The sequence below is a fragment of the Streptococcus infantis genome (assembly GCF_047464215.1).
In the GTDB taxonomy this organism is placed as follows: domain Bacteria; phylum Bacillota; class Bacilli; order Lactobacillales; family Streptococcaceae; genus Streptococcus; species Streptococcus infantis_P.
Map to the genome: position 1 here is coordinate 1 of NZ_JASHCG010000007.1, position 12,655 is coordinate 12,655.

Consider the following 12,655-nt stretch of genomic DNA (forward strand, 5'->3'; position numbering starts at 1 on the left):
AATTTGATAGATATTCAATTTTGAGTAGGTATTACTCAAAGTTAAGTGACGATAGCCTAGGAGATACACCTGTACCCATGCCGAACACAGAAGTTAAGCCCTAGAACGCCGGAAGTAGTTGGGGGTTACCCCCTGTGAGATAAGGAAGTCGCTTAGCTTTAATCCGCCATAGCTCAGTTGGTAGTAGCGCATGACTGTTAATCATGATGTCGTAGGTTCGAGTCCTACTGGCGGAGTATGTAGACGTTCCAAGGAACGTCTTTTTTTTATGTGACTTTCAGTCTGTCTTGCACCTCACGGAGCGAGACAAATAAACCACCCGCTATGCGGGTGCGCGTCGAAGGTTATACCAAAAAAACTCCAAACGCGATACAATAAAGGTATTCAAGCCAATTGTAAAGCGAAAGGAGAAAACCATGACATAAAAGTCTCATAGTTTATCACACACAAAGTGGATGTGTAAATATCACATTGTGTTCACCCCTAAGTATAGACGAAAAGTGATCTATAATCAATATCGAAGTAGTTTGGGAGAAATATTCCACCGAGGATAAGTATTTCAAGTTTCATGGGGTATTTAAAAGGCAAAAGTGCACTCATGATGTTCGATAGATGTTCGATAAACGCGCCAACTTCAAGTACAAGTTTGGTAATCGCCATTTCTGGGCGGAAGGTTATTATGTGAGTACAGTAGGGCTTAATGAAGCCACAATTAAGAAATATATTCAAGATTAAAGAAATTATCCAGTTGATGATTTGAGAACGAGTAAAGCATGATATAGCACTAGATAAATTGAGTGTAAAAGAATATGAGGATCCCTTTAGGGATAGTGGTAAGTAATACCAAGGCCTCTTTAAGAGGCAAGTGACGAGTCAAGAGCAATGAGGCTTGAACAAGGTGAAAGCCAGCATCTTTAGGCGCTGGCTGGTAATTTGGGCTTATAGTCCTGGTTCAAACCACCTGTTAGACGGGTTGTCATGATTTATCTTTCAGAGGTCATTTTTGTCTTTTTATATTTGCCACTTTATTAATATTTAATATTTTTATACGTTTGTTAGATTTGAGTGTTTTATTTTAAGTCTTTTTAATAGGTATTATAAGTAATTCTTTAATAGATTGTGTGATCTTGCCATCATAGTTTAGACAGTGTTTTTCTTTCATTAGGAAAATTTTAGATCTTTTTTTGAAATGTAGTATTGTGCACCTGATCTGTTAGTTGTCTTTATCTGTTATTTATTTGAATATTCCTTATAGTACATGATAGAAGTATCTTCCCTGGTTCTTCTATTTTTTTGTTATACTCATTTTATCAATAGAAATGGAGTCAAATAAAATGATTGAACAGATTTATGAACAATATCTTGATTTTTATAAAGTTATTGAAAATGAGTATAGTCAACTAATTAATAACGAATTGGAGTGGGAAGTTTTCCATCTTCGATTTTTACTTTATTATCTGCTTCGTTATAACATTGATGTTATTCATCCGTTGATTTCTTACCACTATCGTGCTTGCTACCGTTTATACATTGAACAGTTGTTAATTTCAAAGGATTATGTTCTAGTTTAATCTTTATTTATCGTTATTTCCGAACAATTTTATTGTTTTATCTTATCATAATAAAAATTTGCAATATTTTTTCAATATGATTTTTTCAATTTTCTCTAAATTCCTAATGTTTCTGGTCTTTGGTCTTGAAAAAATTGAGAATCTTTATTATAATAAATTGTAAGATATAATTGCAGGTGAGATTCCTGCCATGTATGTGAGAAAGGAAGAGCCTAAGGGCTCAGACAAGATTATGACTTCAGTTGTTGTTGTAGGTACCCAGTGGGGTGATGAAGGTAAAGGGAAGATTACAGACTTCCTTTCAGCTAATGCAGAAGTGATTGCGCGTTACCAAGGTGGAGATAATGCTGGTCACACAATTGTGATTGATGGAAAGAAATTTAAGTTGCACTTGATTCCTTCTGGAATTTTCTTCCCTGAAAAAATTTCTGTTATTGGAAATGGGATGGTTGTAAATCCTAAATCACTTGTGAAAGAGTTGAGTTATCTTCATGATGAAGGTGTGACAACAGATAATCTGCGTATCTCTGATCGTGCGCATGTCATTTTGCCCTATCACATCGAATTAGACCGCCTGCAAGAAGAAGCTAAGGGCGACAATAAGATTGGTACTACAATTAAGGGAATTGGTCCAGCTTATATGGACAAGGCCGCTCGTGTTGGGATTCGTATTGCAGATCTTTTAGATAAGGATATTTTCCGTGAGCGTTTAGAACGTAATCTTGCTGAAAAGAATCGTCTTTTTGAAAAATTGTATGATAGTAAAGCGATTGCTTTCGATGATATTTTTGAAGAGTATTACGAATATGGTCAACAAATCAAGAAATATGTGACAGACACATCTGTCATTTTGAATGATGCGCTTGATAATGGTAAACGTGTGCTTTTTGAAGGTGCACAAGGTGTTATGCTAGATATCGACCAAGGTACGTATCCATTTGTTACTTCTTCAAACCCTGTGGCTGGTGGTGTGACCATTGGTTCTGGTGTTGGTCCAAGTAAGATTGACAAGGTTGTAGGTGTATGTAAGGCTTACACAAGTCGTGTAGGCGATGGTCCGTTCCCAACTGAATTGTTTGATGAAGTGGGAGATCGCATTCGTGAAGTTGGTCATGAATATGGTACAACAACTGGTCGTCCACGTCGTGTGGGTTGGTTTGACTCAGTTGTCATGCGTCATAGCCGCCGTGTTTCTGGTATCACTAATCTTTCATTGAACTCTATCGATGTTTTGAGTGGTTTAGATACAGTGAAAATCTGTGTGGCCTATGATCTTGATGGTCAACGTATTGACTACTATCCAGCTAGTCTTGAGCAATTGAAACGTTGCAAGCCTATCTATGAAGAGTTACCAGGTTGGTCAGAAGACATCACTGGAGTTCGTACTTTGGAAGATCTTCCTGAGAATGCACGTAACTATGTTCGTCGTGTGAGTGAATTGGTTGGTGTTCGTATCTCTACTTTCTCAGTGGGTCCTGGTCGTGAACAAACAAATATTTTAGAAAGTGTTTGGTCGTAAGAGATTTTTTAAGATTTGTTTAAGACTGGTCGGGTATACTATAGACAGTTACAAGAAGACCTCCTAACTTGTTGTAACAAATATCCTAAACTTTTCTTTTTCATAATAATCTCCCTATAAAGTCACCGCATTCGGTGGCTTTTTTTATGTAGTGAAACATGGTATAATGATAAAATTGATGATAGTCAGTGAAAATTAAAGAGTAAACTAGTAAATTAGTTATGAACCGATAAAGATATTATTTTGAAGTTGCAGATGTTAGTATTACATTAATGCTAAGGGAATTCTGATATATTTGGAAGAGATTTTAAAAGATAATAAGCAGGAAAAGAGAGAAGCTATGGATTATACAGTTGAAGAAAAAGAAGCATTTATGAGAGAGGCCTTAAAGGAGGCAGAAATTGCTTTAGAGCATGATGAAATCCCAATAGGTTGCGTAATTGTAAAGGATGGAGAAATCATTGGTCGGGGGCACAATGCACGTGAGGAGTTGCAACGTGCGGTCATGCATGCGGAAATTATGGCCATCGAGAATGCGAATCTGAGGGAAGAGAGCTGGCGTTTGTTGGACTGCACACTTTTTGTGACCATTGAGCCTTGTGTGATGTGCAGCGGGGCGATTGGGCTTGCCCGTATCCCAAAGGTAGTCTATGGGGCTAAAAATCAGAAATTTGGTGCAGCTGGAAGTCTGTATGATATCTTGACAGATGAGCGCCTTAATCATCGTGTAGATGTTGAAATAGGGATTTTAGAGAGTGAATGTGCAGGTATTATGCAGGAATTTTTTAGAAATCGACGGAAAAAATAATTTCTCTTTTAAAATCTTTGGGAATGTGGTATAATAACTAATGGAGCAACAGTTCTGCGTGAAGCGGGTCAGGGGAGGAATCCAGCAGCCCTAAGCGATTTGAATTGTGTGCTCTTTTTTCGTACAATTTAAAAACCCTTTAATATCAACACTTTAAAGGGTTTTTGTTTGTCTTATATGATAAAAAGGGGCAGGCGAGGGGCATAATTTATAGTTTTATCTTTTCTAACTTACTAGATATGTCTGATACCATTTTTTGAGTGACATGGGAATAAATCTCTAGTGTGGTCTTTGAGTCACTATGTCCTACTCTATCCATGATGGCAGTCAAAGGAATGCCTAGCTCAGCAAGTAGGGATATGTGAGAATGTCTAAATGTATGTGTAGTTATATTTTTTTCTATGCCGATTTTTTGACCATGTCTTTTCAATGCACAAATAACCCTGGCATTTGTTATTGGTTCTCCTAGAGTATTGATAAAAATAAAATCTGTATCAAATCCATTTGTCGCATTCTCTATTATCTGCTCTTTGATGATATCTAACACTTTTTGAGGTGCTGTTATAACCCTATCAGACTTGATTGTCTTTGGTGTAGTTCTCTCTTTTTGTCTGAAATCGTATGTATGCTTGATGTGAATAGTCTTTTTAGAAAAATCTATATCCTCCTTGTAGTTTAAGGCTGCCAGTTCTCCATACCTCATGCCAGTAAGAAAAAGAACTTTAGCTATTCGGATATACTTTGTAATTCGATAATCACATAGGGCCTCGTCTTTTAAATTTTGGATGAATAACTTAAACTCTTTTTGGTCTAAGTATTTTATGTTTTTCTTCCTGAGTTCGTCGGATGTAATTACTTTTCTAGGCGTTTCAACAAATAGCATTTCATTTGTATCAATATAATTCATTCTGATAGCGAATTTCATTATCTGATTGAGCTTGAACTTGATTTTAGAAACATAGTTATGAGATCTCCCGTCTTGTAATAGTTGATCTATTACTTTTTGTAATAAACGTCTATCAATATTTCTAACTAGGTAGTCGCCCTCTATCTGCTTTAAAATCTCTTTTTTTACATTTTTTGAAGCATAGACTGTTGAATTTTTAACACCGTGTTTCCAATTCTCCTCGAATTCCTCATATAGTTTTTCAAAAGTTATATCAGAAACAAAATGTTGTTTTTCTCCTAACTTTTGTTTTATCTTTTCCTGCAGCAAGATAGCAGCTTGATTTCTTGCCTGGGGAGTTTTCTTCTCCATGGTCACTGAAACTTTTTTTAATTTCTCAGTATATGGATCTTTATATCGCTCAAAAAATTTGTATTTTCCGTTGGGAAGTTCTTCCATCCACATTGCGTTTACCTCACTTTTTTGTTAAAATGGGTATAAGAAAACGACCTTTTGAATGGTTGTTTCTTATACGTAAGTTCCTCACACTCAGAGTCGCCAAACTTTGCGAGTGTGGGGTTTTTTTACTTACGAATTATGAACGATAACGTCCAATGCTCCCATGATTCGCTGAGCGTTCTCGACGGCTTCTTTGTATTCTTTCGAAGTGTTCTTTACTGGCTTTCTAATCAAGTCAATAAATACGACTGGTTTAGTGAAGTCATTTGAGGTTACACGGACTGTCATGTTTAAAATTTTAGAAGTTGATTTTCTTTTCGCAACAATACCGCCTGCGACAGCGCCAATCGCACCAAACATAGCGCCTGCAATCAATGCTTGACCAACTCCTCCAGAAACAACAGTTTGATTATTGATAATCAATTCGTACGATACTAAATCCTCGAACGAATACCAATCTGTGTCATTCTTATCTTTCTTGATCAAGGACGGTATCAAAGACAATCCCATCGTTCCCATTGCAAGCCCTGCTTTTACCGAGCCTTTAATTGCTCCTCCGACCAATCCAGAAGAGCCTTTTGCTTTTTGAGATCCATGAATACGATAGGTACGATTATATCTATCGATCTCAAGTGGTCCGACTTTGTCCGTTTTTCTGCTTCGTGGAGCAGGAGATGGAGAAGCCGTTTTATTGACTGGCTGAGCTTGTTCGGTTGGTTCTTGGTTAGCAATAGAATAACCGCAGTTAGGACAGAACTTGTAACCTTCTACTGGATTGCCACATTCAGGACAAAATTTCATAATAACCTCCAAAATAATAACTATTTAGAATCTTTTATGCTCTTTTTTCTACCCATAGCCGACGAGGTTATGGTTTTTTATTTTTCTCAATACCTCGCCACAATGCACCAGCTATCACATCTGCTTTTAACATTACACGTCAATATCATAATATTGTTGTAAGATATTGTTCCCTTGTTTGTATTTTGTAACGAGGTCAATAGCTACTCGTCGTTGCTGTTGATCGTCCAACAAATATTCATCATAGCTCAATATCCGATAATGAACAAAATCAACTAATCGATTAAAAAGGGCGTTATCGCTGATTGTATTTGCTTGTTTAATTTGCTCGTATGAGTGCTTGTTTTTGAGGTGCCAGACCATGCGCTCATTATTGATGTAAAAGAGAGAGGCCATGGTGTTAGCCTCTATTTCTAGCGGATTGCTCTGATAGTTGTTAGCGCAAGCGAGGGCGACCTCATCAGAACGGCCCGTGCTAAAATGGGCTGCAATATGGGCTAATTCATGCAAAATGGTAAAGATAACCCGTCTTTTGATATGTGTTTGATTGATATAAACAAGGTACTTTTCTTTTTCTTTGCTATAAATGGTAAAGCCGTCATTGTGTTTACAGATGATATCATCCAAGTAGGTAACATCTGGATGATTGACAAGCCCTCGATATCTAATGTATTCAGACCCAAGTAGACCGGCTGAAGGAAGCATAGGAAACGGGTCCTTTTCAAAGAAGATAAAATGAAGGTTGTAAGTCTGTTCAAAGTAACGGATAATGTGCTGAAAAGTAACTTGTTCAAGTGGAATATTATTCTGTCGAGAAACTGCTTCGATCACCGGGACGGCGTAATCCCAGTGTCGGATGTACTGTCTACGTGAAATAATTTCTCTAGCCATAATTACCTCCACTTACTGTCATCGTCCATCAGGGTTTTAGCAGTTACCATCAAGCTTTCAATCGCCTTATTAAAACGAACCTTTTCTTCCTCGGTCATGTTCTGGGTCTGATTTCTGAACGCTGCGACAAGTTCAGTCTCAGCTGGACCAAGATATGCATTTTCCTTGTCATCCTTTGCAATAGCAGGATTATCTGTCCGTCCGAGTAAATAATCGGTGGATACGTTGAAGTAGTTAGCAATTTCTGCGATACGCTCAGCATTTGGCGTAGAGTTTTTTATCTTATACAGTGTATTTCTTCCATAACCCAAGTCTTCTTCGACTTGCCCAAGAGCTTTTCCACGCTTTTTTGCTAATTCTTTAATTTTTTCAAATGTCTCAAACATTGTTAAATCAACCTTTCTAAGACATTACAAAAAAATTTAACAAATTTGGTGTAAAAAGATTGACTAATTATCCCAAATGGTGTAAAATGTTTTTTGTAAGTAAGAAATAACTAAAAAAACAACTAAGAAAATAAATTATAAAAATGTTTTGGCGAACGGTATTTATAGATTTATCATTGTTTTTATTATGCTTTCATTTTAGCCAATTTGGTGTGAGTTGTCAAGTGTAATGCAGAAAAATAGTTAAAAATTTAGTTGTTTCTTATTTACATAAAGTGTAAAAAGGAGGAACGCATATGCCAGATATCGCAAACGGTCGTGAAAAGGTTAATGCTTTCTTAAAAGAGAAAGGCATTAAAAAGACAACTCTAGCAGTTGCTTACGGCTTTAAGCGACAGGAAGTAACAAACATTCTAAGTGGGACGACAAAAGGTCCACGAGCCAACAGTTTCATTCTTCAGGTTATTGAAGATTATGGGATTGAATAGCACAAAAAAGCACCTAACAGAAGTCAGGCGCTAATCAAAATAACTAACTGAATTATAACACGAAAGGAGCAAAAATGGAAGCAGTTGAAATTGTAAGAATTAAAGATGTGATCATCGAAAAAGTTTCGGCTAATGATAAAGAATTAGAACACATCTTCGGATGCTCAAAACGACAAGCAGGAGACATGAGACGAGAGATGAAGAAGCTACCTAGCCAACAGAGACATCTTAGAAATGATGGCCAGCTTGTCACAATCAAAGGTTTTGACGAATATCTGCAATATCGTGGGACTCAAGCATGGGAGAAAGAAATGAAAAAAAGCAAGAAAATGAGGTCAGTCGGATGAACTTTTTAACAAAAATAAAAAACTGGTTGGAAAAAGAAATAAATACTGATTGGAGAATCGTAGCTTTGGATTTAAACAGAGCATTGATTGACCTTCAAGAAAAATACCAACAAGCAAATCAGCGTATAGCAGATCTTGAAAATATTGTGGCGATTTATGAAGAAAAGGAGAAGGCGAGATGATGGAGTACATTTACCTGGTAACAATCGTTGGAATCATCCTGTGGTCACTAGTAAATAAACTAGATGATCACGCTGAAATGAAGCAGAAAGAACGTCAGCTGATGGCAAGTAATGTCGCACGCATGAATCTGAGAAACTCAGACAAGCGATTTACTTATGATGTAGAGCCACCTGTAGGGTTGAAATAAGGAGAGAAAGACATGACACAAGCGGAACGAATTAGGGAATATTATAGAGAGCATCCTGCTGCCTCATGTGATGAAGTGGCTGAGGTTGTTGGTACAACAAATAGCAACGTAAGGGCGAACCTGGCCAAAGACATCAAGGCGGGCAGATGTGTCCGCTTGGAAGATAAGTCATACGACTATTCGCCTTACTTCAACCATACAAAGGAACTCACAGATTTGGTTGATTGGAAGAATGACAACAGACGTGAGTGGGTGGATATGCTGACAAGAGCAGCAGAGAAAGAAACGGATAGCAACGTTATGCGTTTGCTGATTAAAGAAGCAAATAAACTAATGAAAGAGGTGACTAAGTAGATGGTTCGAAATAAATTGACAGATTTAACAAATACTTTGTTTGCCCAACTAGAAACTTTGGATGACAGGGATCTTACAGCAGATGAATTAAAAGTGGAATTGCAGCGCTCAAAACAAATGGTCGCTATTTCAGGTCAAATTCTACAAGCAGGACAGCTCGCCCTGGATGCTGAGAAGTTCAAAGATAAGGTAGGTGAGGTTAATGCCCCGATCGCTTTGCTGGAAGGATGAGTACACGGAGTACATGCATGAGATATGCCCTGGTCGTTTAACTCCTGAAGTAACCAGGTTGCTGAATGAGAAATTTGGGACGAACTATACCAAAACTCAAATAGGTGGCGTACGCAAACGCCTTGGATTACCGGTTGGAAAAATCTATCAAGGTAAATTGTTGACAAAGGAGCAACATGATTATCTTGTATCGATCCAAAAAAATAAGATTTCTCGTGATGTCGCAAATGAAATGAACCAAAAATTTGGCTTATCGCTAACAGAGAAACAGATTAAGAGTTATCGAAGAAATAATAATCTACATAGTGGCTTGACAGGAAGATTTGAGAAAGGTCAGACTCCCCACAATAAGGGGAAGAAGTACCCGAACAGACCACCCAATAGTGGTTACTTCAAAAAAGGTAATCGACCTCCAAATTATGTACCAGTTGGTACAATCAACTACACAACCGACGGCTACCCGAAAGAAAAAATCGGAGAGCCTAATCGATGGGTTTTGAAACATCGCAAGGTCTGGGAGGAACATCATGGGCCAATACCCAAAGGGCATTCGATTGTCTTCCTAGACGGAGATAAAACAAACTATGATATTTCAAACCTAGCTTGTTTATCTAAAAACGAAATTGCTAGAATGAATCAAAATCATCTATTCACGTCCAACGCTGATTTGACTAAATCTGGTATTGGGCTAACAAAACTTACAAACAAAATTAGAGAGGTAGAAAAAAATGGCTAGTTTATACGAACTAACAGGGATTTTTAAACAAATCAATGATATGGAAGGGCTGGACGAAGAAACAAAAGCTGATACCCTTGATTCGATTGATTGGACTGATCAGTTCGAGGAGAAAGTCGAAAATACGGTCAAGGTTATCAAAAATAAAGAAGCTGATAAGAAACAGCTCAAAGAAGAGATTGATCGTCTGACTGCACGATGTAAGTCAATCGATAATGACATCACACGGCTTAAAACTGGCTTACAAGGAGCTTTTGAAATCACCGGACATGACAAGGTTAAGGGGCTACTTTTTACTGTTTATCTGGCAAAAAATCAACCATCTGTGGTTGTTGACGAAGAGTTATTACCAAAGAAATATTTTGTAATTACTAAAAAACCTGATAAAAACGCAATTAAGGAAGTATTGAACGCTGGTAAGAAGGTCAAAGGTGCTACCTTGCAAGAAAGTAGAAGTTTGAGGATTAAGTAATGGAATTGATGAACAAAACACGAGTAACGGATTCGCTAGCAGTTGTGATTGGACCAGAATCAATTGAAGTACTTGTTACAGAAGGATTTCTATTCGATGTTGCGATTCGTTTTGTGAAAGTAGACGAAACAAATCTTGATCAAGGAAATGAAAAACCGGTATTTACTCCAGAGTACAAACTGGTCACAGTCGCTAAATACAAGGAAAAACCTATTTTTGAATCCGAGGAAGATATTCGAAGATTCGAAAAACAAGCAAAAGAAATTAAGGCGCTATTTGCCTTTGCAAAAGTTAACAAACAAAATTGGTTTAACACGGCCCTTTATCCAGGAGTGCTAACGGAGAAAGTTGGTGTCTGATGAAAATTTTAGCAATTGATCCTGGTAGCGCAAAGGCTGTAGATAGCACAAATGGCATAGTTTTACTCGATAACGCAAAATTAGTAGATCATTGGGTGGTACCCTCCGCAAAAATTCATGACATTCGTAAGTGGTTTGAAGAAGTGGGATGTTTCCTGCAAGCTGATGTAGTCGTCATTGAGAAATTTGAAGCTAGAGACAACGATAAATCAAAAGATAATTCGGTTCTTGAGACAATAGCTTTATTTCAAATTCTTTTTCCAAAATCCGTATTGCAACGAAACGCGGGGTATCAATCAGATGTTCCAAATGAGTTATTAAAAATTTTGGGATTATGGAAATTCGAGAAAAGCCACCATCAGGATGTCAGAGCGGTAGCAAGACTTGGATTATTTTGGGCAATGAGAAATGATATTGAAGAAGTAATTCAAGATATTGGAAAGGTGGTGAGTGAGTATAACAATAACGTTAAGAAAGTGGCAAGCTGAAGCAGTCAAAAGAAGTGACCACTTATCAAATGGAATTTTTCTTGAAGCTTTAGGGGGTCGGGGTAAAACTATATGCGCTCTAGCTATCTCAAAACATAAAAAGGCTAAGAAAATCATCATCACAAACAACAGATTGGCAATCTTGAATGGTTGGATTGATGCAGTCAAGTTTATGAATTTTGATAAAGATGTTGAGATTATCATTCAAACGGATAGATATCTTCAAAATCAAGTCAAAAAGGGGCATAAATTAGATTGTGATGTGCTGATAGTAGATGAATGGCAGAACATGTCGTCTGACAAACAAGTGGCCTTATATCGCAAAATAAAGCGAAAATACACGATAGGTCTTTCAGCGACACCAATCCGGAAAAAAGGACAAAATTTCTATCCGCTTGAAAAAACGGTATTTGGTTGGGCAACCCCAAATAATAAATTTGACTGGCAAAAGACTCATGGGAAAATGGTCTATGATCCATTCAGCTACTCAAAAGAGAAGTGGGAAGATTTCAGGAATTATGAAAGTTATATCTCAAACTTGCCGAACTTCTTCCGCTGGGAAGACATTGAAAAGATTGAGAATGCCACTGAAAATAACGGTTTTGAAACCAAGTTCTATCCAGTCACAGTTAAAGCTGGAAACCCTGAGAAATTAGCTGAGTTTAGGCAGCTTAACCTGGTCACTGTTGGAGACAAGACGGCTATGGCCAAACAGTCCTTTGGTCGCAAGACCTTTGAACAGTACCTAAATCAAACTGGTGTGGCCGTTGATTTTCCAAAGTTGAAACCAGTTAACGCTGATACCCCTCTCATGCTAAAGCTAGACGGTTTGATTGAGAGAGCACCTCATGACATGCTGATTGTCAGCAAGTCTAAGCAGATTGTCAACGTCATTCGCGAGCGCCACCCTGAAATTGGAATCTGGACGGGCGATATCCAAGAAGGACTTGATAAGAAAATCGTGGTTGCTACCAGTCAAGTTCTTGGAGTGGGGGTTGATGGTCTGCAGCATAAATATCAAACGGTTGTCGTGCTGGATCCGGTGGATAAGTCTTCTGGTGAATATGATGACTATCGTCAATTGTTGTGGCGCGTGACTGGTTCACGGCAGCAGCATGATGTGAATATTATCGAATTTTATTATAAAGAAAGTAAAAAAAGAGGAAAACAAAATGAACAAAAAAACTGAAATGATCGTATTTCGTAGCCGTAAAACCGGAAAATTTCTTGAATCTTACAAAGATCGTGGGAGCCTAGCCTTTCAAGCAGAATATTGCTGCATCACTCACTGTTTAAAAATCCCCCGTGAAAAATATGAAGGAGACAAAAAGACCTACAAGGCTCTCGCTGCAGCTTTTGACTGTGAGATTGTCGCCCTGGAAATTGAATACAAGATGAGCTATCCGAACGGATCAGAAGTTGAACCTATCAAGCATAATCTTCCATCCATTGAAGATTTAATCGAAGATATTTTGGGAGGATTATGATT

The 12,655-nt window shown here is 37.7% G+C and carries 19 protein-coding genes, 1 tRNA gene, 1 rRNA gene, 1 other RNA gene and 1 pseudogene; 19 read left to right on the top strand and 4 right to left on the bottom strand.

The window, feature by feature from the left end; translation table 11 throughout:
• The first annotated feature begins 41 nt into the window (after window positions 1-41).
• The 7 genes and pseudogenes from rrf (at window position 42) to ffs (ending at window position 4,028) form a co-directional block, all read left to right on the top strand.
• Window positions 42-157: ribosomal RNA gene (gene rrf, locus QM469_RS05185) — 5S ribosomal RNA — on the top strand.
• A 5-nt stretch (window positions 158-162) separates the two neighbouring features.
• Window positions 163-236, top strand: a tRNA-Asn gene (locus tag QM469_RS05190).
• A 219-nt stretch (window positions 237-455) separates the two neighbouring features.
• Window positions 456-841: pseudogene (gene tnpA, locus QM469_RS05195) on the top strand (IS200/IS605 family transposase).
• Window positions 842-1,334: 493 nt separating this feature from the next.
• Window positions 1,335-1,571 (top strand): sigma(X)-activator ComW, encoded by a 237-nt coding sequence (comW, locus tag QM469_RS05200; RefSeq protein ID WP_414276192.1) that lies wholly within the window; start codon window positions 1,335-1,337, stop codon window positions 1,569-1,571.
• A gap of 232 nt (window positions 1,572-1,803) precedes the next feature.
• The gene (locus QM469_RS05205) at window positions 1,804-3,090 is read left to right on the top strand and encodes an adenylosuccinate synthase (protein ID WP_414276250.1); all 1,287 of its coding nucleotides are present in this window, start codon (window positions 1,804-1,806) and stop codon (window positions 3,088-3,090) included.
• A gap of 340 nt (window positions 3,091-3,430) precedes the next feature.
• Entirely contained in the window at window positions 3,431-3,898 is a 468-nt protein-coding gene (tadA, locus tag QM469_RS05210; protein ID WP_414276193.1) for a tRNA adenosine(34) deaminase TadA, read from the top strand.
• Between the two features lie 32 nt (window positions 3,899-3,930).
• Window positions 3,931-4,028: signal recognition particle sRNA small type (ffs, locus tag QM469_RS05215), an RNA gene on the top strand.
• A gap of 78 nt (window positions 4,029-4,106) precedes the next feature.
• Here ffs and QM469_RS05220 read toward each other — a convergent pair.
• The 4 genes from QM469_RS05220 to QM469_RS05235 all read right to left on the bottom strand — a co-directional run bounded on the left by QM469_RS05220 (window position 4,107) and on the right by QM469_RS05235 (window position 7,321).
• On the bottom strand, window positions 4,107-5,243 hold the full coding sequence (locus QM469_RS05220) for a tyrosine-type recombinase/integrase (protein ID WP_414276194.1): 1,137 nt from the start codon (window positions 5,241-5,243) through the stop codon (window positions 4,107-4,109).
• A gap of 129 nt (window positions 5,244-5,372) precedes the next feature.
• A complete protein-coding gene (locus QM469_RS05225; protein WP_414276195.1) occupies window positions 5,373-6,044 on the bottom strand; it encodes a zinc ribbon domain-containing protein in 672 nt (223 codons plus the stop codon).
• Between the two features lie 132 nt (window positions 6,045-6,176).
• Complete coding sequence (locus tag QM469_RS05230) at window positions 6,177-6,935, bottom strand: ImmA/IrrE family metallo-endopeptidase (RefSeq protein ID WP_414276196.1); 759 nt, start codon at window positions 6,933-6,935, stop codon at window positions 6,177-6,179.
• 2 nt (window positions 6,936-6,937) lie between these two features.
• The gene (locus QM469_RS05235; RefSeq protein WP_049479658.1) at window positions 6,938-7,321 is read right to left on the bottom strand and encodes a helix-turn-helix domain-containing protein; all 384 of its coding nucleotides are present in this window, start codon (window positions 7,319-7,321) and stop codon (window positions 6,938-6,940) included.
• Window positions 7,322-7,617: 296 nt separating this feature from the next.
• On the opposite strand from QM469_RS05235, the gene QM469_RS05240 reads away from it, so the two are divergent.
• The 12 genes from QM469_RS05240 to QM469_RS05295 all read left to right on the top strand — a co-directional run bounded on the left by QM469_RS05240 (window position 7,618) and on the right by QM469_RS05295 (window position 12,653).
• Window positions 7,618-7,809, top strand: coding sequence for a DNA-binding protein (locus tag QM469_RS05240; RefSeq protein WP_001112858.1), 192 nt, complete (start codon window positions 7,618-7,620; stop codon window positions 7,807-7,809).
• Window positions 7,810-7,883: 74 nt separating this feature from the next.
• Entirely contained in the window at window positions 7,884-8,156 is a 273-nt protein-coding gene (locus QM469_RS05245; RefSeq protein ID WP_414276197.1) for a hypothetical protein, read from the top strand.
• Window positions 8,153-8,338, top strand: a complete 186-nt coding sequence (locus QM469_RS05250) for a hypothetical protein (RefSeq protein WP_060954991.1) — start codon at window positions 8,153-8,155, stop codon at window positions 8,336-8,338. The genes QM469_RS05245 and QM469_RS05250 overlap by 4 nt, the downstream gene beginning before the upstream one ends.
• On the top strand, window positions 8,335-8,526 hold the full coding sequence (locus tag QM469_RS05255; RefSeq protein ID WP_414276198.1) for a hypothetical protein: 192 nt from the start codon (window positions 8,335-8,337) through the stop codon (window positions 8,524-8,526). Before QM469_RS05250 ends, QM469_RS05255 begins: the two co-directional genes overlap by 4 nt.
• 12 nt (window positions 8,527-8,538) lie before the next feature.
• Complete coding sequence (locus QM469_RS05260) at window positions 8,539-8,880, top strand: hypothetical protein (RefSeq protein WP_414276199.1); 342 nt, start codon at window positions 8,539-8,541, stop codon at window positions 8,878-8,880.
• Window positions 8,881-9,111, top strand: a complete 231-nt coding sequence (locus tag QM469_RS05265) for a hypothetical protein (RefSeq protein WP_049524821.1) — start codon at window positions 8,881-8,883, stop codon at window positions 9,109-9,111. It begins immediately after the preceding gene.
• Between the two features lie 13 nt (window positions 9,112-9,124).
• Complete coding sequence (locus tag QM469_RS05270; RefSeq protein ID WP_414276251.1) at window positions 9,125-9,847, top strand: HNH endonuclease signature motif containing protein; 723 nt, start codon at window positions 9,125-9,127, stop codon at window positions 9,845-9,847.
• Window positions 9,840-10,319 (top strand): siphovirus Gp157 family protein, encoded by a 480-nt coding sequence (locus tag QM469_RS05275; protein WP_132974041.1) that lies wholly within the window; start codon window positions 9,840-9,842, stop codon window positions 10,317-10,319. Before QM469_RS05270 ends, QM469_RS05275 begins: the two co-directional genes overlap by 8 nt.
• The gene (locus tag QM469_RS05280) at window positions 10,319-10,678 is read left to right on the top strand and encodes a hypothetical protein (protein WP_007518727.1); all 360 of its coding nucleotides are present in this window, start codon (window positions 10,319-10,321) and stop codon (window positions 10,676-10,678) included. Before QM469_RS05275 ends, QM469_RS05280 begins: the two co-directional genes overlap by 1 nt.
• Window positions 10,678-11,166 carry a hypothetical protein gene (locus QM469_RS05285; RefSeq protein ID WP_414308236.1) on the top strand — a complete coding sequence of 163 codons (489 nt, stop codon included), beginning with the start codon at window positions 10,678-10,680 and terminating at the stop codon, window positions 11,164-11,166. The genes QM469_RS05280 and QM469_RS05285 overlap by 1 nt, the downstream gene beginning before the upstream one ends.
• On the top strand, window positions 11,129-12,355 hold the full coding sequence (locus tag QM469_RS05290; RefSeq protein ID WP_414276201.1) for a DEAD/DEAH box helicase family protein: 1,227 nt from the start codon (window positions 11,129-11,131) through the stop codon (window positions 12,353-12,355). Before QM469_RS05285 ends, QM469_RS05290 begins: the two co-directional genes overlap by 38 nt.
• On the top strand, window positions 12,339-12,653 hold the full coding sequence (locus QM469_RS05295) for a hypothetical protein (RefSeq protein ID WP_414276202.1): 315 nt from the start codon (window positions 12,339-12,341) through the stop codon (window positions 12,651-12,653). The genes QM469_RS05290 and QM469_RS05295 overlap by 17 nt, the downstream gene beginning before the upstream one ends.
• Window positions 12,654-12,655 lie beyond the last annotated feature (2 nt).